Consider the following 25,344-nt stretch of genomic DNA (forward strand, 5'->3'; position numbering starts at 1 on the left):
CCCCGGGTGGCGTCGGCCTTACTTGCTCGCTCCACCCTGACGGGCGCGCACGTTCTCCAACTCCCGCTGGCAGGAGCCGAAGCCCGGATTCAGGTCGAGACACTTCTGGAACGCGGCCGCCGCCTCGTTCCACCGCTGGTGCATCACCAGGAGCTTGCTGCGCTCGTGCAAGGACTGGGCGGTCTCGGCGGCCGGGGCGGTGTCCTTGCGCACGGGGGCGGGCGCCGGCGCGGGCGTCGGAGCGGGCGCCACGCTCGGCGCGGGCGCCTTGCCCTCCGCCAACTGCATCACCTGGCGCGCCATGGGATCGTTCGGGGCGAGCCGGAGAAACTCTTGATAGGCCTTGATGCCCTCGGCGGTCTGGCCCTGGCTGACCTTCGCGGCGCCCAGCATCATGTGGCAGTGCGCGAAGGTCGGGTCCCGGGTGATGCACTTCTGGAACAGGGCCTCGGCGCCCCGGTCATCCTTCTTCTGCAGCAGGGCCACGCCTTGCTCGTACAAGGCTTGGACCTCGGGCGTGGCGGCGAGTGTCTCCGTGGCGGCGAGCAGCGGGAGCGCGAGACTCAGCAGGAACATCGAGGGGCTTTTCATGTGGGCCGAGTCTAGTTGAACGGCGGGTTCACGGGAGGGGCTGGTGGGGCGCCTCGTCCTGGCGGAACGCCGTCACCCGGGCCCGCGCGTTCTCCCGGACATCCATGTAGAACAGGCTGTAGTCATACACATGGTACAGGTCCGGGCCGAGCAACAGCTCCCGGTACGCCTGGGGTCCCGGGCGGGTGATGACGAGCCATCCGTCCTCGCGGCACCGCGCCTCCACCAGCGCCCGATCGAGCCGAGGGGGCGCGCCCGCCGCCATCGCGAAGCGCACGCCTCCCAGGTGCTCCTCGCGCGCTCCGGGCGTCTCGTCCGCCCGCCAGGTGATGGGATTGGTGCAGACGAGGGCCTTGCCGACGATGGACTCCTTCTTCCCGTCTGGATAGCGGTGCAGGTGCACGTGGAAGAGGCGCGTGTCCGCCGTGGGGCCGATGGCGTTCCAACTGATGACGCATCCGGTCTGCTCGGGTGAGGCGCAGAGCGGGAGGTCGGGCAGCGTCCGGGTGAAGACATCCGTCGGGATGGGCATGCCGACGAGATAGGCCGCGACCAGCTTCCGCCGCAGGGGCTTGCCCGTGATGAGCTCCTCCAGGAGCCGCAGGGCGTGCAGTGTTCCCTGGCTGTGGGCGGCGAGGAGGAAGGGACGGCCGTGGTTCTGGTGGCGCAGGTAGTGCTCGAAGGCGGCGCGCACGTCGCGGTAGGCCAGCGCCAACGCCTTGTCCGCTTCTTCCGGGGTCGCCTCCTGCGAACCGAGCGAGGCCTGACGGTAGCGGGGCGCGTAGACGCGACAACAGGCGTTGAAGGCGCTGGCCTGGTTGCGGAGGACGTCGTGGTCGGTGATGTCCTTCGCCCGCGCGTCATCCAGTGGCGCGTTCCAGACCTTGTTGCTGAAGGACGTGGTGGGGTGGACGAAGAAGACGTCCACGGGGGCGGAGGCCTGCCCATCGCGTTCCTGGCCGGGTGCCACGTCGGCGTCGTCCGGGCGGTCGGGCAGGGCGGCCCAGCTCTCGGGCGAGCCGTAGTCGGGCGCCGGCGGCGGGCGGGTCTCGGCGAAGGGCGTCGCCGGGGGCGTGCCGGCCTGGAGGAACTGGAGGAGCGCCGAGAACTCCGGCCAGAGCACCACCATGGGCACGGTCACCAGCGCCACGAGCAGTCCGACGCCCCCGAGGGCCTTCCGCGAACGACTCGTCATGGGGTCTCCATCCGCCACGAGGGTCCATGCCCACGATAGCCGCGCCACGTCCGCCGGGTCGAAAACCGTGGTGTAAAACAGTATTCCGTGTTTAAGAGGAATTCCATGAGAGAGACCAAGCTGACTCGACGTGGATTCCTGAAGATGTCCGGCGTGGGGATGATGGCCGTGACCTTGCCGGATCGGCTGGGCCTCGAGCCGTATCCGCTCGCGGCGCCCTCGACGTACGACCTCTTCGTGGGCGGCTACACGTCCGCGGGCGGCGAGGGCATCACCCTGTGCCGTCTGTCCATGCAGACGGGCCTGCTGAGCAAGGTGGCGGTGACGCGCAACGTGTCCGAGCCGTCCTTCCTGGCGATGGATCGCAGGGGCCGCTACCTCTACGCCGTCAACGAGGTGGGCTCGTACCAGGGCACCTCCAGTGGGGCCGTGAGCGCCTTCGCCGTCAATCCCACGACCCGCGCCCTGACCCTCATCAACCAGCAGGCCTCCCGGGGAAGCTCGCCTTGCTTCGTGAGCGTGGACGCGAACGACGCGTACGTGATGGTCGCCAACTACGGCGGCGGCAACGTCTCCGTCTTTCCCGTCCAGGGCAATGGCGGCCTGGGCGCGTCCACGGACTTCAAGCAGTTCCAGGGCTCGGGTCCCCATCCCAACCAGAACGCGCCGCATGCCCATCAGCTCATGACGGACGCGACCAACCAGTACGCGCTCGCCGCGGACCTGGGCACGGACCGGATCATGGTCTACCGCTTCGATGGGACGCAGGGAAAGCTCACCGCCGCCTCGCCGGTGTCGTTCTCCACTCCGGCCGGCGCGGGCCCGCGCCACTTCGCCTTCCACCCGAGCGGCAAGTTCGTCTTCGTCATCAACGAGCTCAACTCCACGCTGCTCTCGCTCGCCTTCGATGCCACGCGGGGCACGCTGACGCAGGTGCAGGGCGTCTCCACGTTGCCCGCTGGCTCCACCGGCACCAGCTACTGCGCCGAGGTGCGGGTGAGCCCGGACGGCAAGTTCGTCTACGGCTCCAACCGGGGCCACAACAGCATCGTCGTCTTCGCCGTGGACTCGCTCGGCAAGCTGACGCTCGTGCAGCACGTGTCCACCCAGGGCAAGTGGCCCCGGGACTTCATCCTGGATCCGACGGGCACCTACCTGCTGGTGGCCAACCAGCAGAGCAACACCATCGTGTCCTTCAAGCGGGATGCGACGACGGGCAAGCTGACGGCGCTCGGGACGCTGGCCGTGACGGCCCCGACCTCGCTGCTGGTGGCGCCCCCGCCGGTCTGACGCGCGCCTTCAGCGGCCCGCCCCGAGCGGCTCAGTAGACCGTGCCCTGCCAGGGAAAGAGATACGTCAGCGGCAGGTGGAGGCGCGCGGCCCACGAGGCCTCGTTGTGACCCGCGCCCTGGGCCACGTAGTAATAGAGATCCTGGCCCTGGACATGGCCATCCGCCGCGAGCGCATCGCGCATGCGGGTCGTCTCGGGCAGGCCGTCCGCGTTGGTGCCGGCGTCCAGGTAGACCTTCACCGCCACCTTCGTGGGGGCGGCCTCCACCTGCTGGGTGAGCGCCTGGTTGTTCCACCAGAAGGAGCTCGACAGCGCCGCGAGCTTGCCGAAGACGGCGGGGTTGCGCCGGCCGATGTAGAAGGACACGAGCCCCCCGAGCGACGAGCCGATGAGGGCGGTGTTCCGCGGGCCCGTGAGCGTGCGGAAGTTCTGGTCGACGTACGGCCGCACCGTGTCGATGAGGAAGCGCTCGTACGTGTCCGCGCCGCCGCCGCCGTACTGAGCATCGCAGCAGGGGGTGTACTCGTAGAGGCGGTTGGCGGCGGCGTTGTAGACGCCCACGATGATGACCTCGTCCAGGGTGCCATTGCCGATGAGCGCGTTGGCCGTCTCGTCCATGCGCCACTCCACGCCCCCGAAGGCGCTGGAGGCATTGAACAGGTTCTGCCCGTCATGGGCGTAGAGCACGGGGTAGCGCTTGAGGGGGTTCTCCCCGTAGCTGGGCGGCAGGTACACGGCGAGCGTGCGCGAGTTGCCGAGCTGCGGCGAGTAGACGTTGGAGACGTACTGCATCCGCCCCGAGGCCGCGCCGAAGAAGGGGTAGAGGTCCACGGTGGCGCCCGCCGGGATGCGGTAGTTGGCGCCGGTGGACCAGGCGCTGTCGTTCACCAGTGGCTTGAGCTCCACGTCGCCCACGGTGTTGGACCAGGACAGCGTCCAGACGTTACCGGCGGTCCACGTGGCCGGGGTGCCGGTGTTCCAGGACAAAGGGGCCTTGGAGCCCCGGAGGGTGATGCGGTTGCCGTAGCCGACGTCGTAGTGGACGCGCACGGTGGTGGCGTGGGCCAGGGTGCTCATCAGGAAGAGGACGAGGGCCGCGAGCGGGCCCGACGCACTGCGCGAGGGAGTGGAGAACATGGCCCTACTCTTCCATGAGGCATAGACTGCTGTCCGCTCTCCTCCAGACGGAGGGAAAGGACGACGTGAGGATGATGAAGAAGTTTGTCGGGTGTGCCGCCGCCGTGGTCGTGACGCTCTGTTCGCCGCCCGCTCGGGCCCAGCTCGCGCTGCCCGCGCCGAGCCCGGCCGCCAAGGTGTCGCAGGTGGTCGGACTGACCGAGATCTCGCTCGACTACTCGAGCCCCGCGGTCAACGGGCGGAAGATCTGGGGCGCCCTCGTGCCCTGGAACCAGGTGTGGCGCACGGGCGCCAACATGGCCACGAAGATCACCTTCGCCCGTGACGTGACCTTCGGGGGCAAGCCCGTCCCGGCGGGCACCTACGCGCTCGTCTCCGTGCCCACGGAGCAGGGCTGGACGATGGTGCTGAACAAGGACCTGCGCCTGTTCGGCGGCGGCAAGGCCTATGACACCAAGGAGGACGTCGTGCGTGTGCCCGCCACGGTGACGGAGATCCCCAACCGCGAGCGCCTGACGTTCCTCTTCTCCAACACCACGGCGGACCAGACGTCGCTGGACCTGGAGTGGGAGAAGACGCGCGTCTCGGTGCCCATCCAGGCGAACACCTCGGCCCAGGCCACGGAGAACATCAAGACCGCGGTCAACGACGCGTGGCGCTCGCTGGCCAACGCCGGCCGCTACGTGGCCGACACGTCCAAGGACTACCCCAAGGCGCTCGAGTACCTGGACGACTCGCTGGCCATCCAGTCGCACTGGCTCAACAACTGGATCAAGGCCGACATCCTGGCGCGCTCGGGCAAGTACGCCGAGGCGCGCAAGTTCGCCCAGACGGCGTGGGACCTGGGTCAGAAGGACGAGGCGGGCTTCTTCTTCAAGGACGCGGTGGCCAAGGCGCTCGTGGACTGGAAGGGGAAGAAGTAAGGCGGCGGTAGATGGCCTCGTAGCGGTCGATGGCCGGACCGAGCTGGAAGCGCTCGAGGACCTGCTGGCGGGCGGCTCGTGAGAATCGCCCCCAGCGCTCGGGCTCCTCCACCAGGGACAGGACGTGGCGGGCCATGGCCTCCACGTCCCCCACCGGTGCCAGGTAGCCCCACGCCCCGTGCTTCACCTGCTCGGGGATGCCGCCGATGTCGCTGGCCACCACGGGGACGCCACAGCTCATCGCCTCGAGCGCGGCGAGGCCGAAGCTCTCCTGCTCACTGGGCAGCAGGAAGACGTCGGACGCGGCGAGCAGCTCCACGAAGCTCTCCTGTTTGCCCAGGAAGGCCACGTGCGCTTCCAGTCCGAGCTCGCGCACCCGGCGTTCGGCGGGAGAGCGCTCCGGTCCGTCGCCAATCATGATCAGCCGACAGGGCCGCTGCTGATGGACCCGGGCGAAGATGGACACGACATCGTCGATGCGTTTGACCGGCCGGAAGTTGGAGACGTGCACCAGCACGGGCGTGTCTTCCAGCGCGTGGGGGAAGAGCGGGCGCAGGTGGGTCCGGTCGCGCAGGGGCGCGTAGCGCTGCGTGTCGACGAAGTTGGGGATGACCTCGATGGGCAGCGCCTCCGGGCTCAGGCCGAAGCCCTCCCAGGTGGCCCGCTGGAGGGACTCCGAGGGCGTGGTCACCGCGTCGCTGCGCAGCACGGAGAAGCGCGTGATGGGCAGGTAGGTGGGATCGATGCCCACGAGCGTGGTGTCGGTGCCGTGCAGGGTCGTCACGATGCGCGGCGCCCGCTCCCCCAGCACCTCTCGCGCCATCCAGGCCGCGGTGGCGTGCGGCACGGCGTAGTGGACATGGAGGATGTCCAGGGACTCGTAGTTGGCGACCTCGATCATCTTGGAGGCCAGCGCGAGCGGGTACGTGCCCGAGTGGGCCAGCGCCGGGTAGTCGCTTTCCGTGACCTCGTGGAAGATGACCTTGCGCGTCATGCCATGGAGGCGCACGGGCAGGTCCCTCGCGATGAAGTGGACGCGGTGGCCGCGGTCGGCCAGGGCCAGGCCGATCTCGGTCGCGACCATGCCGCTGCCTCCGAAGGTGGGAAAGCAGGTGATGGCCAGGTTGAGACAGCGATCGCTCATGTCGGATCGGGGAAGAACAGGGGCCGGGCGAAGGCATTCCGACGAAAATGCTCCACCGGATCCTTCAGGCCCAGGGTCTCGCGCAGCACGTAGGGCTCGCCATGGGCCACGCCGATGCGCGCGCCGTAGAAACGATCCCGCGCCTCCAGCGAGGTGAGTGACAGGGGCGAGCCCACCAGCGTCTGCGGCCCCTCGATGCGTGCCTCCACCTGGCTCGCGTAGCAGCGCACGGCCTGCATCTTGCGCGTGTGGACCGCCGTCACGTCGACCACGAAGGACGGCTCGGCCTGGTGGCGCATGGGGTAGTAGAGGACCTGCCTCGGCGTGAACGGCTCCCCGGGCGGCTCGGTCTCGAATTTGCGCACCGCGGCGAAGAACAGCGCCCGCGTCACCAGCGCGCTGGTGGCCTCGTGGTCCGGGTGCCGCTCGTGCCACCACGGCACGAGCACGAGCTCGGGCCGCAGGCGGCGCAGCACCTCGACCACACGCGCCACCGGGGCGGTGCGCGCGCGCTCGGGCTCGGGCGCCTCGAAGCCTCCCCAGGGGTGGATCCACCCGTCGGGCAGCTCCAGGTTCTCGCGCACGGTGAGCCCCAACACGCGCGAGGCCGCCTCGGTCTCGGCGAGCCGGGTCTCGGGCCTGCCCCGCGAGCTCTTCTCGCCGCGCGTCAGGTCCACGATGCCGGTGCGGTGGCCCTGGCTCGCCAGGCTCGCGAGCAGTCCGCCGCAGAACAGCTCGACATCGTCCGGGTGGGGGCCGAAGGCGAGAACTTCCAGGCCGTGGACCGTGGCGATCGGGCTCATGTGCGCAGATCCTTCTGATCGCCGCAGAAGGGCTCGCAGGCCTCGAGCACCCGGCGGGTGAAGGCCCGGCCGCCCAGACGGCTCGCGTAGGACGGCGGCCCGTGCACGCGCTCCTGAGGGGCGCCGTTGGGAAAGAGCAGGGCCTGGACGCGGGCGATGCGCTCGCGTGTCACCTCGTCGCGCTGGGCGAGGACGCGGCCGTAGCGGGCCACGAGGCGGGAGATGCCCCGGCGGACCGTCTGGTCGGTGCGGGTGAGGGCCCGGGCGAAACCCGGCTCGAAGGAGGCGGTGCGCTCGCCCAGGCGCGCGAGCTCGGCGGCGAAGGTGCCCAACAACTGGGCCTCGACGGCCTCGGGGGGCGAGAGGGCCTCGCCGGAGTCGCGGGCGACGAGGCGGGCGAGCAGGGTGTCCGCCGGGACGCTCACCTCATCGGCCGAGAGCTGGAGCTTGCCGAGCAGGCGCAGCACGCTGTCATCGAGGACGCGGAAGCGGGCGCGGGGGATGACGAGCGGCGGGGGCAGGCCGAAGTGCGCGTACAGGGGCGCCATCTGCGCGAAGTAGGCGATCTCCCCGGGCCCGCCCACGTAGGCCGCCGTGGGCAGCAGGGTGTCCTGGAGGATGGGACGCAGCAGGGCGGAGGTCGTGAAGCGCGTGGGCTCGCGCTCGAGCCAGGCACGGAGCTGGGCCGTGGTCACGCGCGCACCCTCCGGGTGGCCCACCAGGCTCCAGGTGTCCGGCGTCTCGGTGGGGTCCAATCGGTAGCGCGCGCCCTCGGGTGCCTCGGGCGAGACGAAGCCCAGGGGCGAACCCGGACGGATGTGGACCTGCTCGGCGAAGCCCTGGTGGGTCAGCGCGTCGACCCACGCGGCGAGCTTCTGGGAGAGGGGCGCGGCGTCCTCGAGGGCCTTGCGGTGCACGGGCGCGCCGAGGGGCGCGAGGCGCGGATCCCTCGGATCGAGGAACACGAGCCCTTCGTCCGCGAAGAGGGTGGAGAGGACCTCGGCGAAGGCGTCCGCCAGCGTCGCCTCGGGGCGGTAGGCGCGCTCGAGCAGGCCCAGGAATTCGTCCGCATGCGCGAGGTCCCCCAGCTCGGCGCGCAGCGTGGCGAGGGCGCTGGTGACGCTCGCGCCGAGCGTGCGGTGGGCGACCGGGATTCGCGAGCGCGCCGCGTCGGGCACCTCGAGGGCCACCCGCACGAGCCTTCCCGTGGCGCCGGGCACGAAGGTGTGGTCGATCTCCGGCAGATCGTGGTCCTCGGTCTGCAACCAGAAGAGGGGGACACAGGGGCGTCCCGTCTCCTCGGCGAGCGCGCGGGCCGTGACGATCGCGGAGGCGGCCTTGTACACGGTGTAGAGCGGACCGAGGAACAGCCCCACCTGCTGCCCCGTCACGACGACCGTGGTCCCGGGGCGGGCGAGCAGCTCCAGGTGACGCTCGCGGGCGGCGCTCGGTGCGAGTCGAGCGTTCTGGGCCACGAGCGCCGCGTGGAGCGCGGGAGAAACCGCGCGGGTGCTCGCCGTGTTCGCGGTGTCGACGCGGGCGGAGCGGTGCCGATACCACTCGGGCAGGAATTCGAGCGCGCGCGGATCACCGCGCAGCCAGGCTGATGAGAACGAAGAGGCCACGTGCGGGTGATAACAAGTCTGGTGGGTGAGGGCGACTCCAGTCCGCGTCCCCGGGGCGGAGGCTTCCTGTTAGGGTCCGCGCCGATGCGCACCTGGGTGATTTTCGGAATGGCACTGGCCGTGAGTCTTGGAGGAGCGTCGGCGGCACTCGGACAGACGCCCCGGCAGCCGCACGCGGGAGAGATCGCCGCGGGCCTGCGGCGGCTCGGGGTGACGGGCAGCGTGCTCTATGTCGCGGCCCACCCCGACGACGAGAACACGCGGCTGCTGGCGTGGCTCGCGGGTGGACGCGGACTGCGCGCGGGCTACCTGTCGATGACGCGGGGCGACGGAGGACAGAACCTCATCGGCACCGAGCAGGACGAGCTGCTCGGGCTCATCCGCACCCACGAGCTGCTCGCGGCGCGCCGCGTCGATGGCGCAGAGCAGTTCTTCACCCGGGCGCGGGACTTTGGCTATTCCAAGAGCGCGGAGGAGACACTGCGCGTGTGGGGTCATGACGCGGTGCTCGCCGACGTCGTGCTCGCCATCCGTCGCTTCCGGCCGGATGTGATCGTGACGCGCTTCACGACGAAGCCGCCCAACCACGGCCACCACACCGCGTCGGCGCTGCTGGCCGCCGAGGCCTTCACCGCCGCGGCGGACCCCTCCCGCTTTCCCGAGCAGCTCGGGACGCTCCAGCCGTGGAAGGCGGACCGGCTGCTCAACAACGTCTCCACCTGGAACCTCAAGCCGGACGCGGACATGTCCGCCTACCTCCAGGCGGATGTGGGCGGGTACGATCCGCTCCTCGGGCGCTCGTGGGGCGAGGTCGCGGCGGAGAGCCGCAGCCAGCACAAGAGCCAGGGCTTCGGCGTGGCGGCCGAGCGCGGGCCCCTGATGGAGTACTTCGCGCCGCTCGACGGGACCCGCCCGAAGTCCGACCTTTTCGAGGGGCTGGAGCTCACGTGGCGGCGGTGGGGCGGCACGGAGCCGGTGAGCCAGGCCATCGACGCGGCGGTGCGCGGCTTCGATGTGCGCGCCCCCCACCAGAGCCTCCCGGCGCTGCTGCGCGTGCACGAGGCGCTCTCGGCGCTGCCGGACGGCAACACGTGGAAGGCCCTCAAGTTGCGCGAGACCGAGACGCTCATGGCCGCGTGCGCGGGCCTGTTCCTGGAGGCCCGCGCGGCGGAGCCCACGGCCGTGCCGGGGGGACGGGTGAAGCTGGAGCTGACGGCGTTGAACCGCTCGCCCGCCGCGTTGAAGTGGGTGGGGGTGGTGCTTCCCGGTGGAGAGACCGTGGACGTGGGGGCGGCGCTGGCCGAGGGCAAGCCCTCCATGCGCTCGCAGCCGGTGGCGCTTCCCACGGAGGCACGCATCTCCACGCCGTACTGGTTGCGCGAGCCCGTGGCGGGCGGCCTCTACGCGCTGGCGGAGCGGGACCGCGCGCTCACCGGCCAGCCCGAGGGCGAGCCGGCCCTGGCGGTGACCTTCGTCTACGAGCTCGGGGGCAAGCGCTTCTCCGTGGTGCGCCCGGTGGTGCATGTCTGGACGGATCCCGTGCGCGGCGAGCTGTCCCGCGCCTTCGAGGTGGTGCCGGCCGTGACGGCGACGCCGGAGCAGGCGGTCCTCATGTTCCCCAACGGCAAGCCGCGCGCCGTCCCCGTGGTGCTGGCGGCGGGACGCGCGGAGGTGTCGGGCACGGTCCGCTTCGAGGTGCCCGCGGGCTGGCGCGCCGAGCCCGCCTCACTGCCCTTTCAGCTCGCCGCGCGCGGGGACGAGCGCACGGTGCACGTCCAGCTCACGCCGCCCCCGGGCGCGGTCGAGCGGGCGCGGCTGCGGATCGTCGTCGACAGTGGAGGCCGCTCCGAGTCGTGGCGCGTGCGCACCGTGACGCACGAGCACATTCCCCCGCTCGCGGTGCGCCAGCCCGCGGAGGCGACCCTGGTGCCCGTGGCGCTCGCCATGAAGGGGCGGCGGCTGGGCTACATCCCCGGGCCGGGAGACCGCGTGGCCGAGAGCCTCGCGGCCGTGGGCTACGAGGTGACGGTGCTGCCCGAGGAGGTCCTGGCCGCGGAGAAGCTCGAGCGGTTCGACGCCGTCCTGGTCGGCGTGCGCGCCTTCAACGCCAACCCGCGCCTGGGCCTGCACCGCGAGAAGCTGCTGCGCTACGTGGAGGGGGGAGGGCGGCTGGTGGTCCAGTACAACACCAACAGCCGCGTGGGCCCGCTCACGACGTTCGTGGGCCCGTACCCCCTGGAGATCGGGCGCGAGCGCGTGACGGACGAGACGGCGGTGATGACCCCCGTGGCGTCCAAGGATCCGCTGCTGCTCGCGCCCAACCGGCTCGTGCCCGCGGACTACGAGGGCTGGGTCCAGGAGCGGGGGCTCTACTTCGCCACGAACTGGGACACGCACTACCGGCCCGTGTTCTCCCTGAATGATCCGGGCGAGGCGCCACTCCAGGGCGGCCTGCTGGTGGCCCGCCATGGCAAGGGGACGTTCATCTACACGGGCCTCGCCTTCTTCCGTCAATTGCCCGCGGGCGTGCCCGGGGCCTACCGCCTGCTCGCGAATCTGCTCGCCCGATGACCGCCTCCGCACCTCCTCCTGAACCCGCTCGCGCGCCAGAGCCCCGGCCCGAGCTCCACGACGCGCCGCCGCTGCTCGGCTCCTGGCGCAACATCTACCTCTTCGTGCTGGGCACCCTCGCCCTGCTCATCGCCCTGTTCTGGGCGCTCACCCGGGCCTACGCGTGACACCGCTCGACTGGTTGGTTGTTGTGGGGACGACGGCATTCATCGTGGGCTGGGGCCTCTGGCGCACGCGCGGCGAGGCCCAGACGTCCGAGGCGTTCCTGCGCGGCGGGCGCGAGCTGGGCTGGCCCACCATCGGCCTGTCCGTCATGGCCACGCAGGCGAGCGCCATCACGTTCCTCTCCGTCCCGGGCCAGGCCTACGAGGACGGGATGCGCTTCGTGCAGTTCTACTTCGGCATGCCGATCGCGATGATCCTCATCAGCGCGGTCTTCGTGCCCATCTACTACCGGCTCAACGTCCTCACGGCGTACGAGTATTTGGAGTCGCGCTTCGACCTGAAGACGCGGCTGCTCGGCGCGCTGCTCTTCCTCATCCAGCGGGGGCTCGCCTCGGGCATCACCCTCTACGCGCCCGCGATCATTCTCTCGGCCATTCTCGGCTGGCCGTTGGAGCCCACCATCCTGGGCATGGGCGTACTGGTCATCCTCTACACGGTGACGGGCGGCGCCAAGGCCGTCAGCCAGACGCAGAAGCAGCAGATGGTGGTGATGCTGGGCGGCATGGTGGTGGCGGCGTTCGTCATCGTGTGGCGGCTGCCGGAGACGGTGTCCTTCGCGCGGGCGGTGGACGTGGCGGGCGCGCTGGGCCGGATGAACGTGGTCAGCTTCGACCTGGATCTCCAGGACCGCTACAACTTCTGGTCCGGGCTCACGGGCGGGTTCTTCCTGGCCCTGTCGTACTTCGGCACGGACCAGTCCCAGGTGGGCCGCTACCTGTCGGGCCGCTCGGTCACGGAGAGCCGACTGGGCCTGTTGTTCAACGGCGTCCTGAAGATTCCCATGCAGTTCCTCATCCTCTTCGTGGGCCTGCTGGTCTTCGTCTTCTACCAGTTCACCGCGCCCCCACTGCTCTTCAACCAGCCGCTGCGCGCGCGCGTCCAGGCGTCGGAGCGGGCGGTGGAGTTCACCCGGCTCGAGGAGGTGTGGGCCCTCACCCAGGCGGACAAGCGCGTCGCGGCCGAGCGCTACGTGGCGGCGCGGGACGCGGGCGACGTGGCCGAGGAGGCGCGGGCGCGCGAGGCGCTCCAGGCCGCCGCCCGGGCCGCCGATTCGGTCCGCCAGAGCGCCAAGACCGTGGTCTCCCAGGCCTTGCCCGGCGCGGAGGCGAAGGACTCGGACTACATCTTCATCTCGTTCGTGAAGGACTGGATGCCCAGCGGCCTCGTCGGCCTGCTCATCACCGTCATCCTGGCGGCGGCCATGAGCTCCATCGCGAGCGAGCTCACTGCCCTGGGCACGACGACCACCGTCGACTTCTACCGGCGGGTGCTGCGGCGCGACGCGACCGACCGGCAGGTGCTGGTGGCCTCCAAGCTGTGCACCGTGTTCTGGGGCCTGGTGGCCATCGGCTTCGCCAGCTTCGCCTCGCTGCTCGACAACCTCATCCAGGCGGTCAACATCCTCGGCTCGCTCTTCTATGGGACCGTGCTGGGGCTGTTCCTCGTGGCCTTCTTCCTCAAGCACGTCCAGGGCCATGCCGTCTTCCTGGCCGCCGTCGTCTCGCAGGGACTGGTTCTTGCCTTGTTCGTGTTCTCGGGCATTGGCTACCTCTGGTTCAACGTCATCGGCTGTGCCCTGGTCATCGTGCTGGGTCTGCTCTTCCAGCCCGTCGTGTCCCGCGTCGCCCGGGCGTAGTCCCGAGGCCCGGGGCCCGGGTGCCGCCTGACTCGCGGTGACGCCCGTCATCAGGCCCGAAGTGTTGTCACCACCCCTCCCGGGCCCCCTCCACCGAGGGGCTTCACCGCCCGTCGTGGTGACATCCGTTATCGGTCATCCGGCGCCCGGCGCGCTCCCCCTCAATGAAATCCAGGGGTTGTCGCGCTGAAGGTCTGACGCGGTGCGTGGCACACATCATGCTCTACATGGCGCACATCAACCACACAGGGCGACTCCCTCCCACCCTGGGTCGACCATCGAAAGAAGGCGCCGTCATGATCATCTCCAACAAGCAGACCCCGGTCTCCGCTCCCGCCGTTGCCGCCACGCCCGCCGCCCCCCAGGCGCCGACCGCCGCGCCCACCGCCGCCGCCTCCAAGCCCGCCCAGGGCTTCTCCCAGGCCTCCACCTTCGCCACCGCCGCCGCCACGCCCGCGGTGAAGCTCTCGGCCGCCAGCGTCGCCTCGGCCGCCCGCACCTCCGGCCCGCTGGCCCTGGACAGCCAGCGCGCCCAGTCCGCCATCCAGAAGTCGGTGGACTTCCTCCAGGCCACCAGCCTCAGCCAGCGCGGCGTGGTCCCCAGCGCGCCGGTGGCCGCCTCGGTCAAGCCCAGCCAGGTCTTCTCCGATGCGCTGGGCATGACGCACGTGCGCCTGGACCGCCAGCACGAGGGCGTGAAGGTGTTCGGCGAGCAGGTCATCAGCCACCTGGACAAGGAAGGCAACGTGGCGGACGTGACGGGCGCGCTGTCCACCATTCCCACGGGCCTGGGCGCCTCGCCGGTGAAGCTCAGCGCGAAGGACGCGCTGGACGTGGCCCAGAAGGCCTTTGGCAAGGAGGCCTCGCGCGCTCCTTCCTCCGAGCGGGTGGTGGTGCAGGGTCAGGACGGCCAGTACCACGCCGCCTACCACGTGCAGCTCGACAAGCTCTCGGACTTCAAGGCCGGTGAGGGCCCGAGCCGCATGAACTACTTCGTGGACGCCAACAGCGGCGAGCTCCTGGAGAGCTTCGACCAGATCGGCGGCTTCGAGCACGAGGTGAAGCACGCCCAGGAGCACGCGGCCGAGGGTGGGGTCGAGGCGCCCGGCACCGACGTCCCGTCCAAGCCCCTGCCGCCCACGGCCCAGGGTGACGACCAGACGATGTACAGCGGCAAGGTGGACCTCTCCACCACGAAGAAGGCCGACGGCACCTACACCCTCGAGGACACCTCCCGCGGCGGTGGCGTGGTGACCTACGACGGCCAGAACAAGGCGCGCGCCAGCGGCCAGGTGCAGTTCACCGACAAGAACGACGCGTGGGGCGAGGTGACGGACGACGCGCGCACCAAGGCGGCGGTGGACGCGCACTACGGCGCCGAGATGACGTACGACTTCCTCAAGGACGTGCTCGGCCGCAACTCCCTGGACGACAAGGGCGAGAAGCTCGTGTCCTACGTCCACGTGGACAAGAACCTCGTCAACGCCTTCTGGGACGGCGAGAAGATGAGCTACGGCGATGGCGACGGCAAGACGGCCGGTCCGCTCACCACGCTGGACATCGCGGGCCATGAAATCGCCCACGGCCTCACCGAGCGCACCGCGGGCCTCGTGTACCGGGGTGAGTCGGGCGGCCTGAACGAGGCCTTCAGCGACATCATGGGCACGGGCGTGGAGTGGTACGCGTCGCAGAAGAACCCGAACGTGAAGTTCGACTGGAGCATGGGCGAGGACGCCTGGAAGCCCGGAAACAAGACGGGCGAGGCGCTGCGCTACATGAACGACCCGACCCAGGACAACTACTCCATCGACAACTACAAGAACTACCCGAAGCAGCAGGAGGTCCACGGCTCCAGCGGCATCGCCAACAACGCCTTCTACCTGCTCACCGAGGGCGGCAAGAACCGCACGTCGGGCCTGGAAGTGAAGGACGGCCTCGGCATGGAGAAGAGCCTGAAGATCTTCGGCCGGGCGCTCACCACGTACATGACGCCCAACACCACCTTCTCCCAGGCGCGTGACGCCACCATCAAGGCGGCCACGGACCTGCACGGCGCCAACTCGGTGGAAGTGCAGAAGGTGAAGGACGCCTGGACCGCGGTGGGGGTCGAGTCCAAGAAGTAGGCCCGACCGCGCGCCCTACCGCCTCGTGCGCGGTGGGGCGGTGGCGGGGTCCGCAAGGGGGGCGGTCAGCAGCCTGACGACGTGGTCGCGAAAGGTCTTCTTGATCAGCGCGGCGCGGTCGCCCGCGAAGTCGGGCCAGCCCAGGGTGTTCAGCGTCAGGTCCGCGCCCACTTGCAGGCTCGACAGCTGGCCGAGGACGAGGACGGCGTGCAGCCGGGTCTGCGTGTCCTCGGCCTTCGTGCCCAGCGCGCCCGCGACGAGCGCCGTGACGAGCTCCCGGAGGGGCGCGGAGAACTCCCGCTCGATCAGGTCGTAAGCGGGGCCCTGGTGGTGGGTCTGGCATCGGCCGAGGAAGCGGCGCCAGTTCTCGTCCTGGGCCCGGGGCATCATCAGGTCCGCCAGACGATCCATCAGCTCGCACACGGCCTCGATCATCGTCGCCCGCTGTCCGCTCTCGAGCGCTGCGCGGGCCTCCTGCAACACGGACGCGAAGTCGCCCATCAATCGCTCGACGAGCGCTTGCCCGCAGGCCCGGTGGAGCCCCTCCTTGCTGTCGAAGTAGTACTGCAAGGCGGGCGGATTGACGCCGGCCTGGGCCGCGATGCGGCGGGTCGAGGCCCCCAGGTAGGTCTCCTCGGCGAACACCCCGAAGGCCGCCTCGATGATCTTCTCGCGCGTCTCCGCGCCCTTGGCGTAGCCGCCCTCGCTCGGCCGCCGTCGTGGCGCCGTCTCGCCCACTGCATGTCCACGCTTCATCGCCAGGTGCGTTCTCCCTGGCTTCCCATCATGCCTCAAGGGTTGCCGCGCGGCGCTCCCGCGCCTGTGAGGAAGAAGTCGCGGTAGGGCTCCAGCAGCGCGAGGAAGGGCCCGGGCATGTCCGTGTACCGGTCATGGACGAGGGCCGAGCGGAGCATTCCGAGCAGCAAGGAAGGGTAGAGGGGCGCGAACGTGCTCTTGAGGACGCCCTCCGCCACGCCCCGCCGCACCAGCCGCTCCATGCGCGCGTAGACATCGTCGAGCCCCGAGCCATGGGTCTCGTCGCCCGCGCGCCGGGGCGGCAGCAGCTCGCCCTGCACCAGGATGGAGAAGAAGCGCCGGTGCCGCTCCAGGTGGGTGAGCGTCGCGCGCAGGAAGTCCTCGAACTCCTCGTGCCAGGTCCTGCCCCGCGCGCTCTCGCTCACCTCGTCCAGCGCCTTCACCAGCCGGGCGCGGCGGCGGCTCATGAGCGCGGCGACGAGTTGCTCGCGGTCCTCGAAGTAGTTGTAGAGCGTGCCCACGGCCACGCCCGCCCGCTTCGAGATGTCCTCGATGCGCGTGCCCAGCACCCCCTGCTCGGCGAACATCTCCTCGGCGGCTTCCATGAGGGCCTGTTCCGTCTCCTCGCGCATCCGGCCGCGCAAGGGCTTCGCCCCCCCGGGCGAGCGTGGTGAGTGATTCCTCATTCGGTGAGGATATCCTCATGTCCGCGGCGCCGGAAGCACCCGGTCCGGCGCACGCCTCGCCGGGGTCGTGCGCCGGTGCGGTGGGGCGTGGGGCCTTGTCCTGTCCTGGGGGCCGTGCGCGCGCAGCCCCCCAGGTAGGTCGAGACGCCCAGGAGCATGACCCCGAGGGGTTCTCGGGGTCCGGCCTTCCACCCGCCCAGAAGGCCGAGCACCGCGCATCCGCTCAACAGCAAGACGTGTCGTTTCATCACACAATCCCGCGTTCACTTGCGATGGTGTGTTCCATTCAAGCCCGCGTCACGATGCGTTGAGCGGGCGCGCACGAGAATTGGTCCGGGGGACCGCTGTGGATTGAGCGACACTGATGCGGACGCGCACTCGCGGACGCCTCAGGGGCACATCCGCTCGACGGATTTGATCCGCATCGTTCCGTCGACGTTCGGATCGTTGGTCTGGTCGCCGAGGGCGAGCGTCCCGGTCGTCATGAAGTTGCTTCGCGTGAGCTTCGCGACGCCATCGACGCTCACCGTCGCCTTCTTCTCCACGTCCAGCGCGAACTCGTAGACATGGTACGCGCCGTCGGTGACTGGGAACGCCGTGGACTGCGTGTCATCCGCCCAGCCGATCGCCGCGCTGTCGAGGTAGATCATCTGTGAGCGGTCCGTGCTGTTGCCGTACGGGGGCGTGAAGCTCCCCAGGATGGCCGCGCCGCTGTCGAGCGTATTGTGCCTGTTCACCGACTCGACCTGCATCACCACGCGGAGCTTGGACGGCGTCATGGGGTCGAACGCGTTGGCCCGCCAGATGAGCAGCTGTCCGCTGGTGCGCCCGCCGCTGTCCGTCGACGTCGAGAGACGGACGTAGTCCTCACCATAAGTGAGCGTATACGGCGCGCCCGAAACCGTCGTCCAGCCTTGCGCCGTGATGTCGCGGCCTCCCACGAGCAGGGGAACGCTCTCTCGCGCCGTCCACGCCGTCGTCGACGTCGCGGGCGTGCACACCTCGCAGGCATTCGCCGGATTCACCGCCCCCTCGGCATGGGTCACGCCGTCGATGAGGCACTGGGCGCTGCACGCACCGGACACGCAGATCTGTCCCGAGGCGCACGACGTCCCTTCCGCAAGGGGGGTCCACGCCGTCGTCGACGTCGCCGACGCGCACCGCTCACAGGCATTCGCCGGATTCACCGCCCCCTCGGCATGGGCCACGCCGTCGATGAGGCACTGGGCGCCGCACGCACCGGACACGCAGATCTGTCCCGAGGCGCACGACGTCCCGTCCGCAAGGGGGGTCCACGCCGTCGTCGACGTCGCCGACGCGCACCGCTCACAGGCATTCGCCGCGTCCAGCGTCCCCTCGGCATGGGCCACGCCGTCGATGAGGCACTGGGCGCCGCACGCACCGGACACGCAGATTCGTCCCGAGGCGCACGACGTCCCGTCCGCGAGGGGAGTCCACGCGGTCGCGGACGTCGTCGGCGCGCACTGCTCACAGGCATTCGCCGCGTTCAGCGTCCCCTCGAGGATCCGCTGGCCGTCGATCTGGCACGTCGCGATGCAGGCGCCACTCGCACACGTCTCGCTCGCCACGCAGGCCTTGCCACAGCCTCCGCAGTGCGCCGGATTGTTCGCGGTGTTCACGCAGGCGTTTTCGCAGAGCGTGACGCCCACGGTGTCGCACGTCACCGGCTCGGGGATGTCGGGAGGATCGACGGGGGCAGGGGAGCTGTCGCCGCAAGCAGCGAGCACGCCAGACACGACGAGGCAGGAGAGCGCGAGAGCGCGAAGAGAGGGCATGGTGCCCGCCATCTTAGGGGCGCCTCCCCGTCCCGGGGCGTCACCGCGTTCCCACGAGAATCGTGCGCCCGCGCTGGACGGCCGGGTTGTTCAGGCGCGTCGGCGGTAGATGCGCTCCTGGGCATCCACCTCGTCGTAGTCGCGCTCCAGCACGGTGTGGCGGATCGTCTCGCCCCGCCCCAGGGCGAGCACGCCGAAGCGGCGCAGGGACTGGTGCAGCAGCCGGTGGACGTGCTCCTGCAGCGGGTTGCCGAAGTAGATGAGCACGTTGCGGCAGAGGATGACGTTGAACTCGTTGAACGTGCCGTCGCTCACCAGGTTGTGCTGGGCGAAGACGATGTTCTTGCGCAGCGAGTTCTTGAAGATCGCGTGATCGTAGTTGGCCGTGTAGTAGTCGCTGAAGGAGCAGGTGCCGCCGGCGCGCTGGTAGTTGGACGTGTACTCGCGCATGTGCTCGAGCGGGAAGATGCCCGACTTGGCGCGCTCCACCACGGCCACGTTCATGTCCGTGGCGTAGATGCGGCTGCGCTCGTACAGCCCCGCCTCCTGCAGGAGGATGGCGAGCGAGTACACCTCCTCGCCGGTGGAGCAGCCCGCGTGCCAGATGCGCACGAAGGGCGCGGAGAAGAGGTGGGGCACCACCTGATCGCGGAACGCCTGGAAGAAGCTCGGGTCGCGGAACATGGTGGTGGTGTTCACCGACAGGTGCTGCAGGAGCACGTCCATCATCTGGGAGTCGTGCAGCACCTTGCCCTGGAGCGCGGAGAGGGTCTCCAGCTTCAGGGCATGCACCATGTTCCACACCCGGCGTCGCAGGGACGTGCGGGCATAGCCCCGGAAGTCCAGGCCATAGCGCCGCAGGATTCCCTCGAGCAGCAGATCCAGCTCGATCTCCTCGAGGGACTCCTCGGCCTTCGCGCGCTCCAGTGCCCGTCCTTCCGTCATCGTGTGCGCGAGGCTAGCTGTTCTGGGGACGCTCGGCGGTGCGGAACAGCCACACGCGCAAGAGGCTGATGAGCTGATCCGTCTCCACCGGCTTGGTGATGTAGTCGCTGGCGCCCGCGTCGATGCACTTCTCGCGGTCGCCCTTCATGGCCTTGGCGGTGAGCGCGATGATGGGCAGGCCCTTGAGCGTGTTGACCTGACGGATGGCGCGCATGGTCTCGTAGCCATCCATCTCCGGCATCATCACGTCCATGAGCACCACGTGCAGGTCCGGCGTGTTGCGGATGATCTCGATGCCCTTGCGGCCGTTCTCCGCGTAGAGCACCTGCATCTTGTGCCGCTCCAGCACGCTGGTGAGGGCGAAGATGTTGCGCACGTCGTCGTCCACCACCAGCACCTTCTTGCCGGCGAGCACCGGATCGCTCTGGTGCACCTGCTTGATCATCGCCCGCTTGTTCTCGGGGAGGTTGGCCTCCACGCGGTGCAGGAAGAGCGCCGTTTCGTCCAGCAACTGCTCGGGGGACTTGACGCTCTTGATGATGATGGCGTCGGTGACGCGCTTGAGGATGGTCTCCTGCTCCTCGGTGAGCGCCTGGCCGGTGTAGACGATGATGGGCGGGGTGTGACCCTGGGACTTCATGGCGTCGATGAGCTGCAGGCCCGTCATGTCCGGCAGGCCCAGGTCCAGCACCACGCAATCGAAGTACTTCTCGCCCAGGGCGCTCAGGGCCTCCTGGCCGCTGCCCACCGCGGTGGTCTTCACGTCCCCGTTGCCAATGAGGTGCACGATGCTCTCGCGCTGCCGGGCATCGTCCTCCACCACCAGCAGGTTCTTCACGGGCCGCTCGATGAAGCCCTTGACGCGGCCGAGCGCCTCGCCGAGCGCGTCGCGGGTGACGGGCTTCTGGAGCACCGCCAGCGCGCCGAGCTTGAGGCCGCGGCTGCGCTGCTCCTCGCTCGCGGAGATGATGTGTACGGGGATGTGGCGCGTGCGGCCGTCGTGCTTGAGCCGGTCGAGCAGGTTCCACCCGTCGATGACGGGCAGCCCGATGTCCAGGGTGATGGCGTCCGGCTTGTACTGACGCGCCATGGCCAGGCCCGTGTCGCCGCGCAGGGCCACCAGGCCCTTGAAGCCCTTCTCGCGCACGAGGCTCAGCAGGATGCGCGCGAAGACGATGTCGTCCTCGATGATGAGCAGGGTGCGGTCGCCGGGCTGGATGTTGCGCCGGTCGTCCTCGACCTCCTCCTCGCGCGCCAGCTCCGCGTCCTGGGCGGCCGTCTCCGCCTCCGCGCGCAGCGCGTGGACGCGGTCATCGATGCTGGTGCGGCTCTGGGCCGGGAGGTGCGGCGGCGTGCTCGCCGGGGGCAGGGAGGCCACCTGCTGCATCACGCGCGACTGGGCGGCGTTCGCCACGTACGTCTGCGGCACGTAGAGGGTGAAGGTGCTGCCCTTGCCGGGCGCGCTGATGACCTTGATCTCTCCGCCCAGCAGCTTGGCGATCTCGCGGCTGATGGACAGCCCCAGGCCCGTGCCACCGTACTTGCGGCTCGTGGTGCCGTCGGCCTGCTGGAAGGCCTCGAAGATGATCTTCTGCTTGTTCTCCGCGATGCCAATGCCCGTGTCGATGACGGAGAAGGCGAGGATGGAGCCGCCCTGGCCGAGCGTGGGGTGCTCCGCGCTCCAGCCGCCGCGGGCCGGACGCACGTCCAGGGTGACGTGGCCCTCCTCGGTGAACTTGAAGGCGTTGGCCAGCAGGTTCTTGATGACCTGCTGCAGCCGGCGCCCGTCGGTGAAGAGGTGGGCGGGCAGGGCGGAGGCGAACTCCAGGTTGAAGCCGAGCTTCTTGTCCACGGCCATCTGGCGGAAGGTGCGCTCGACGAAGTCCTTGAGGCTGCCGAGCGACACCTCGTCCACGTCCACGCTCATGGTCCCGGACTCGATCTTCGACAGGTCCAGGATGTCGTTGATGAGCGAGAGCAGGTCGCTGCCCGCGCCGTGGATCGTCTGGGCGAACTCCACCTGGCGGCCGGACAGGTTGCCCTCGGCGTTCTCCGACAGGAGCTTGGAGAGGATGAGCAGGCTGTTGAGGGGCGTGCGCAGCTCGTGGCTCATGTTGGCCAGGAACTCGTTCTTGTAGCGCGAGGAGAGCGCGAGCTGCTGGGCGCGATCCTCCAGCGAGACCTTGGCCTGCTCGATCTCGCGGTTCTTGCGCTCCACCTCCATGTTCTGCACCTGGAGCAGGCGGCTGCGCTCCTCGAGCTCCTCGTTGGTCTGCTGCAGCTCTTCCTGCTGCTGCTTGAGCCGCTCCTCGGAGGCCTGGAGGCTGCGCGCCTGCTGCTCCAGGCGGCGGTTGGTCTCGGTGAGCTCCTGCTGCTGGCTGCGCAGCTCGCTGGCGAGGCTCTGCGACTGGGCGAGCAGCTCCTCGGTGCGCATGCCCGCGGCGATGGTGTTGAGCACGATGCCGATGGACTCGGTGAGCTGGTCCAGGAAGGACAGGTGCGTCTCGCTGAAGCGGTGGAAGGAGGCCAGCTCCAGCACCGCCTTCACCGCGCCCTCGAAGATGACCGGCAGCACCACGATGTTGAGCGGCGGGTGATCGCCCAGGCCGCTGTTGATGCGGATGTAGTCCTCGGGCACGTCCGTGAGGAGGATGCGCTCCTTTTCCAGGGCGCACTGGCCGACCAGGCCCTCGCCCAGGCGGAAGTGGTTGGCCAGGCTCTTGCGCTCGCGGTAGGCGTAGCTCGACAGCAGGCGGAGCGTCTGGCTCTTGTCCGCGCCGTCCATGAGGAAGAAGACGCCGTGCTGCGCCTGCACGAGCGGCGCGAGCTCCCGGAGGATGAGCCGCGAGACGGTCTCCAGCTCGCGCTGGCCCTGGAGCATGCGGGTGAAGCGCGCCAGGTTCGTCTTGAGCCAGTCCTGCTCGGTGTTCTTCTGCGTGGTGTCACGCAGATTGGCGATCATCTGGTTGATGTTGTCCTTGAGGGCGGCCATCTCGCCCTGGGCCTCCACGGAGATGCTGCGCGTGAGGTCTCCCTTGGCCACCGCGGTGGCCACCTCGGCGAGCGAGCGCACCTGGGTGGTGAGCGAGCCGGCCATGGAGTTCACGTTGTCCGTGAGGTCGCGCCACGTGCCGGCCGCGCCGGGCACCTTGGCCTGGCCGCCCAGCTTTCCTTCGATACCCACCTCGCGGGCCACCGTGGTCACCTGATCGGCGAAGGTGGCCAGCGTGTCGATCATCCCGTTGATGGTCTCCGCCAGGGCGGCGATCTCGCCCTTGGCCACGAGGGCCAGCTTGCGCTTGAGATCGCCCGCGGCCACCGCCGTCACCACCGTGGCGATGCCGCGCACCTGGGCGGTGAGGTTGCTGGCCATGGAGTTCACGTTGTCCGTGAGGTCCTTCCAGATGCCCGCCACGCCCTGAACGAGGGCCTGACCGCCCAGCTTGCCCTCGGTGCCCACCTCACGCGCCACGCGCGTCACCTCGCTGGCGAACGAGGAGAGCTGGTCCACCATCGTGTTGATGGTCTGCTTGAGCTCGAGGATTTCGCCCTTCACGTCCACGGTGATCTTCTTGGACAGGTCGCCCATGGCGACGGCGGTCGTCACCTTGGCGATGTCGCGCACCTGGGCGGTGAGGTTGCCGGCCATGGAGTTCACGTTGTCCGTGAGGTCCTTCCACGTGCCGCTCACGCCCTTCACCTGCGCCTGGCCTCCGAGCTTGCCCTCGGTGCCCACCTCACGCGCCACGCGCGTCACCTCGCTGGCGAACGAGGAGAGCTGATCCACCATCGTGTTGATGGTGTTCTTGAGCTCGAGGATTTCGCCCTTCACGTCCACGGTGATCTTCTTGGACATGTCACCGCGGGCGACGGCGGTCGTCACCTCGGCGATGTTGCGCACCTGGGCGGTGAGGTTGCTGGCCATGGAGTTCACGTTGTCCGTGAGATCCTTCCACGTGCCGCTCACGCCCTTCACCTGCGCCTGACCACCGAGCTTGCCCTCGGTGCCCACTTCCTTGGCGACGCGCGTCACCTCGGAGGCGAAGGTGTTGAGGTTGTCCACCATGGTGTTGATGGTGTTCTTGAGCTCGAGGATCTCCCCCTTCACGTCCACGGAGATCTTCTTGGACATGTCGCCCTGGGCGACGGCGGTCGTCACCTCGGCGATGTTGCGCACCTGGGCGGTGAGGCCGCTGGCCATGGAGTTCACGTTGTCCGTGAGGTCCTTCCACGTTCCGGCCACGCCGCGCACCACGGCCTGACCGCCCAGCTTGCCCTCGGTGCCCACCTCGCGCGCCACACGCGTCACCTCGGAGGCGAAGGTGTTGAGGTTGTCCACCATGGTGTTGATGGTGTTCTTGAGCTCGAGGATCTCGCCCTTCACGTCCACGGTGATCTTCTTGGACATGTCGCCGTTGGCGACGGCGGTCGTCACCTTGGCGATGTCGCGCACCTGGGCGGTGAGGCCGCTGGCCATGGAGTTCACGTTGTCCGTGAGGTCCTTCCACGTGCCGGCCACGCCCTCCACCTGCGCCTGGCCGCCGAGCTTGCCCTCGGTGCCCACTTCCTTGGCGACGCGCGTCACCTCGCTGGCGAACGAGGAGAGCTGATCCACCATCGTGTTGATGGTGTTCTTCAGGGCGAGGATCTCGCCCTTCACGTCCACGGTGATCTTCTTGGACAGGTCGCCCTGGGCGACGGCGGTCGTCACCTCGGCGATGTTGCGCACCTGGGCGGTGAGGTTGCCCGCCATCTGGTTCACGTTGTCCGTGAGGTCCTTCCAGGTACCGGACACGCCGCGCACCACGGCCTGACCGCCCAGCTTGCCCTCGGTGCCCACCTCACGCGCCACGCGCGTCACCTCGCCGGAGAAGGTGTTGAGGTTGTCCACCATGCTGTTGAGGGTGTTCTTGAGCTCGAGGATCTCCCCCTTCACGTCCACGGTGATCTTCTGGCCGAGGTCGCCGTTGGCGACGGCGGTGGCGACCTTGGCGATGTCGCGCACCTGGGCGGTGAGGCCGCTGGCCATGGAGTTCACGTTGTCCGTGAGGTCCTTCCAGGTGCCGCTCACGCCCTTCACCTGGGCCTGGCCGCCGAGCTTGCCCTCGGTGCCCACCTCACGCGCCACGCGCGTCACCTCGCCGGAGAAGGTGTTGAGGTTGTCCACCATGGTGTTGATGGTCTGCTTGAGCTCGGCGAGCTCGCCGCGCACATCCACGGTGATCTTCTTGGAGAGGTTGCCGTTGGCGACGGCGGTCGTCACCTCGGCGATGTTGCGCACCTGGGCGGTGAGGTTGCTCGCCATCAGGTTCACGTTCTCGGTGAGCTCCTTCCAGGTGCCGGACACGCCGCGCAGCACGGCCTGGCCGCCCAGCTTGCCCTCGGTGCCCACCTCACGCGCCACGCGCGTCACCTCGCTGGCGAACGAGGAGAGCTGGGCCACGGTGCCGTTGATGACCTGGGCGGTGCGCAGGAACTCGCCCTTGAGGGGGCGGTCCTCGACATCCAGGGCCATGGTCTGGGTGAGATCACCCTTGGCCACGGCGCCGATGACGCGGGCGGCCTCGGTGGTGGGTTGGACCAGGTCGGTGATGAGGGTGTTGAGCGCCTCCACGCACGCGCGCCAGTCACCGGCGGCGTTGGGCAGGGCGGCGCGCTGGGAGATGCGGCCCTCGCGGCCCACCACCTGGCTGATGCGGGCGACTTCCTGGGACAGCGCCTCGTTGAGGGTGATGACCTCGTTGAGGGTGTCGTAGATCTTCCCCGACGTGCCGGTGCGATCCTCGGGCATGCGGACGCTGAAGTCGCCCTTGCGGACGGCCTGCAGGGTCTTGAGCAGCAACTTGGAATCGAGCGCGTTGTCGGAAGGGGCCTTGTCGGGCTGCGTGGCCATGGGG

The 25,344-nt window shown here is 69.3% G+C and carries 17 protein-coding genes; 6 read left to right on the plus strand and 11 right to left on the minus strand.

Going from position 1 to position 25,344, the window contains the following annotated elements:
• Positions 1 to 18: 18 nt before the first annotated feature.
• Both I3V78_RS13560 and I3V78_RS13565 read right to left on the minus strand, forming a co-directional pair.
• Positions 19 to 576 (minus strand): tetratricopeptide repeat protein, encoded by a 558-nt coding sequence (locus I3V78_RS13560; RefSeq protein WP_204487846.1) that lies wholly within the window; start codon positions 574 to 576, stop codon positions 19 to 21.
• Between the two features lie 43 nt (positions 577 to 619).
• Complete coding sequence (locus I3V78_RS13565) at positions 620 to 1,786, minus strand: DUF3089 domain-containing protein (RefSeq protein WP_204487848.1); 1,167 nt, start codon at positions 1,784 to 1,786, stop codon at positions 620 to 622.
• A 105-nt stretch (positions 1,787 to 1,891) separates the two neighbouring features.
• On the opposite strand from I3V78_RS13565, the gene I3V78_RS13570 reads away from it, so the two are divergent.
• Positions 1,892 to 3,076, plus strand: a complete 1,185-nt coding sequence (locus tag I3V78_RS13570) for a lactonase family protein (RefSeq protein WP_204487850.1) — start codon at positions 1,892 to 1,894, stop codon at positions 3,074 to 3,076.
• Positions 3,077 to 3,107: 31 nt separating this feature from the next.
• On the opposite strand, the gene I3V78_RS13575 is transcribed toward I3V78_RS13570, so the two are convergent.
• Positions 3,108 to 4,214: an alpha/beta hydrolase gene (locus I3V78_RS13575; protein WP_204487853.1), complete on the minus strand. Its 1,107-nt coding sequence runs from the start codon at positions 4,212 to 4,214 to the stop codon at positions 3,108 to 3,110.
• A gap of 71 nt (positions 4,215 to 4,285) precedes the next feature.
• Between I3V78_RS13575 and I3V78_RS13580 the strand changes: the two genes are divergently transcribed.
• Positions 4,286 to 5,137 carry a DUF2911 domain-containing protein gene (locus I3V78_RS13580; RefSeq protein WP_239576413.1) on the plus strand — a complete coding sequence of 284 codons (852 nt, stop codon included), beginning with the start codon at positions 4,286 to 4,288 and terminating at the stop codon, positions 5,135 to 5,137.
• Here I3V78_RS13580 and bshA read toward each other — a convergent pair.
• The 3 genes from bshA to bshC are packed head-to-tail and all read right to left on the minus strand — an operon-like array spanning position 5,088 to position 8,709.
• The gene (bshA, locus tag I3V78_RS13585) at positions 5,088 to 6,281 is read right to left on the minus strand and encodes an N-acetyl-alpha-D-glucosaminyl L-malate synthase BshA (protein WP_204487858.1); all 1,194 of its coding nucleotides are present in this window, start codon (positions 6,279 to 6,281) and stop codon (positions 5,088 to 5,090) included. The two genes, I3V78_RS13580 and bshA, sit on opposite strands and share 50 nt — an antisense overlap.
• Positions 6,278 to 7,084 carry a bacillithiol biosynthesis deacetylase BshB1 gene (gene bshB1 / locus I3V78_RS13590; RefSeq protein ID WP_204487860.1) on the minus strand — a complete coding sequence of 269 codons (807 nt, stop codon included), beginning with the start codon at positions 7,082 to 7,084 and terminating at the stop codon, positions 6,278 to 6,280. The genes bshA and bshB1 overlap by 4 nt, the downstream gene beginning before the upstream one ends.
• Entirely contained in the window at positions 7,081 to 8,709 is a 1,629-nt protein-coding gene (gene bshC / locus I3V78_RS13595) for a bacillithiol biosynthesis cysteine-adding enzyme BshC (protein WP_204487862.1), read from the minus strand. The genes bshB1 and bshC overlap by 4 nt, the downstream gene beginning before the upstream one ends.
• Positions 8,710 to 8,793: 84 nt before the next feature.
• Between bshC and I3V78_RS13600 the strand changes: the two genes are divergently transcribed.
• From I3V78_RS13600 to I3V78_RS13615, 4 genes are all read left to right on the plus strand, one after another.
• Positions 8,794 to 11,280, plus strand: coding sequence for a PIG-L family deacetylase (locus I3V78_RS13600; protein ID WP_204487864.1), 2,487 nt, complete (start codon positions 8,794 to 8,796; stop codon positions 11,278 to 11,280).
• Complete coding sequence (locus tag I3V78_RS13605; RefSeq protein ID WP_204487866.1) at positions 11,277 to 11,447, plus strand: hypothetical protein; 171 nt, start codon at positions 11,277 to 11,279, stop codon at positions 11,445 to 11,447. The genes I3V78_RS13600 and I3V78_RS13605 overlap by 4 nt, the downstream gene beginning before the upstream one ends.
• Positions 11,448 to 11,470: 23 nt before the next feature.
• On the plus strand, positions 11,471 to 13,141 hold the full coding sequence (locus I3V78_RS13610; RefSeq protein WP_420840418.1) for a sodium:solute symporter family protein: 1,671 nt from the start codon (positions 11,471 to 11,473) through the stop codon (positions 13,139 to 13,141).
• Positions 13,142 to 13,437: 296 nt separating this feature from the next.
• Positions 13,438 to 15,264, plus strand: coding sequence for a M4 family metallopeptidase (locus tag I3V78_RS13615; protein WP_204487871.1), 1,827 nt, complete (start codon positions 13,438 to 13,440; stop codon positions 15,262 to 15,264).
• A 15-nt stretch (positions 15,265 to 15,279) separates the two neighbouring features.
• Here I3V78_RS13615 and I3V78_RS13620 read toward each other — a convergent pair whose 3' ends face one another.
• The 5 genes from I3V78_RS13620 to I3V78_RS13640 all read right to left on the minus strand — a co-directional run bounded on the left by I3V78_RS13620 (position 15,280) and on the right by I3V78_RS13640 (position 25,340).
• The gene (locus I3V78_RS13620; RefSeq protein ID WP_204487873.1) at positions 15,280 to 16,020 is read right to left on the minus strand and encodes a CerR family C-terminal domain-containing protein; all 741 of its coding nucleotides are present in this window, start codon (positions 16,018 to 16,020) and stop codon (positions 15,280 to 15,282) included.
• Between the two features lie 35 nt (positions 16,021 to 16,055).
• Positions 16,056 to 16,625: a TetR/AcrR family transcriptional regulator gene (locus I3V78_RS13625; protein ID WP_239576415.1), complete on the minus strand. Its 570-nt coding sequence runs from the start codon at positions 16,623 to 16,625 to the stop codon at positions 16,056 to 16,058.
• A 470-nt stretch (positions 16,626 to 17,095) separates the two neighbouring features.
• A complete protein-coding gene (locus tag I3V78_RS39200; protein ID WP_239576416.1) occupies positions 17,096 to 18,514 on the minus strand; it encodes a hypothetical protein in 1,419 nt (472 codons plus the stop codon).
• 78 nt (positions 18,515 to 18,592) lie between these two features.
• Positions 18,593 to 19,447 (minus strand): CheR family methyltransferase, encoded by an 855-nt coding sequence (locus tag I3V78_RS13635; protein WP_204487878.1) that lies wholly within the window; start codon positions 19,445 to 19,447, stop codon positions 18,593 to 18,595.
• A 13-nt stretch (positions 19,448 to 19,460) separates the two neighbouring features.
• Positions 19,461 to 25,340, minus strand: a complete 5,880-nt coding sequence (locus I3V78_RS13640) for a HAMP domain-containing protein (protein ID WP_204487880.1) — start codon at positions 25,338 to 25,340, stop codon at positions 19,461 to 19,463.
• Positions 25,341 to 25,344 lie beyond the last annotated feature (4 nt).

This window comes from Archangium primigenium (genome assembly GCF_016904885.1).
GTDB classification, from domain to species: Bacteria; Myxococcota; Myxococcia; order Myxococcales; family Myxococcaceae; genus Cystobacter; species Cystobacter primigenius.

What these genes read in the sequence shown, in the direction of transcription:
- I3V78_RS39200 (WP_239576416.1), bottom strand. Translation starts at nt 18,514, where the DNA reads ATGGCGGGCACCATGCCCTCTCTTCGCGCTCTCGCGCTCTCCTGCCTC.
- I3V78_RS13600 (WP_204487864.1), top strand. Translation starts at nt 8,794, where the DNA reads ATGCGCACCTGGGTGATTTTCGGAATGGCACTGGCCGTGAGTCTTGGA.
- I3V78_RS13580 (WP_239576413.1), top strand. Translation starts at nt 4,286, where the DNA reads ATGATGAAGAAGTTTGTCGGGTGTGCCGCCGCCGTGGTCGTGACGCTC.
- I3V78_RS13640 (WP_204487880.1), bottom strand. Translation starts at nt 25,340, where the DNA reads ATGGCCACGCAGCCCGACAAGGCCCCTTCCGACAACGCGCTCGATTCC.
- I3V78_RS13625 (WP_239576415.1), bottom strand. Translation starts at nt 16,625, where the DNA reads ATGGAAGCCGCCGAGGAGATGTTCGCCGAGCAGGGGGTGCTGGGCACG.
- I3V78_RS13620 (WP_204487873.1), bottom strand. Translation starts at nt 16,020, where the DNA reads ATGAAGCGTGGACATGCAGTGGGCGAGACGGCGCCACGACGGCGGCCG.
- bshA (WP_204487858.1), bottom strand. Translation starts at nt 6,281, where the DNA reads ATGAGCGATCGCTGTCTCAACCTGGCCATCACCTGCTTTCCCACCTTC.
- I3V78_RS13560 (WP_204487846.1), bottom strand. Translation starts at nt 576, where the DNA reads ATGTTCCTGCTGAGTCTCGCGCTCCCGCTGCTCGCCGCCACGGAGACA.
- I3V78_RS13635 (WP_204487878.1), bottom strand. Translation starts at nt 19,447, where the DNA reads ATGACGGAAGGACGGGCACTGGAGCGCGCGAAGGCCGAGGAGTCCCTC.
- I3V78_RS13615 (WP_204487871.1), top strand. Translation starts at nt 13,438, where the DNA reads ATGATCATCTCCAACAAGCAGACCCCGGTCTCCGCTCCCGCCGTTGCC.
- I3V78_RS13575 (WP_204487853.1), bottom strand. Translation starts at nt 4,214, where the DNA reads ATGTTCTCCACTCCCTCGCGCAGTGCGTCGGGCCCGCTCGCGGCCCTC.
- I3V78_RS13570 (WP_204487850.1), top strand. Translation starts at nt 1,892, where the DNA reads ATGAGAGAGACCAAGCTGACTCGACGTGGATTCCTGAAGATGTCCGGC.
- I3V78_RS13565 (WP_204487848.1), bottom strand. Translation starts at nt 1,786, where the DNA reads ATGACGAGTCGTTCGCGGAAGGCCCTCGGGGGCGTCGGACTGCTCGTG.
- bshB1 (WP_204487860.1), bottom strand. Translation starts at nt 7,084, where the DNA reads ATGAGCCCGATCGCCACGGTCCACGGCCTGGAAGTTCTCGCCTTCGGC.
- I3V78_RS13605 (WP_204487866.1), top strand. Translation starts at nt 11,277, where the DNA reads ATGACCGCCTCCGCACCTCCTCCTGAACCCGCTCGCGCGCCAGAGCCC.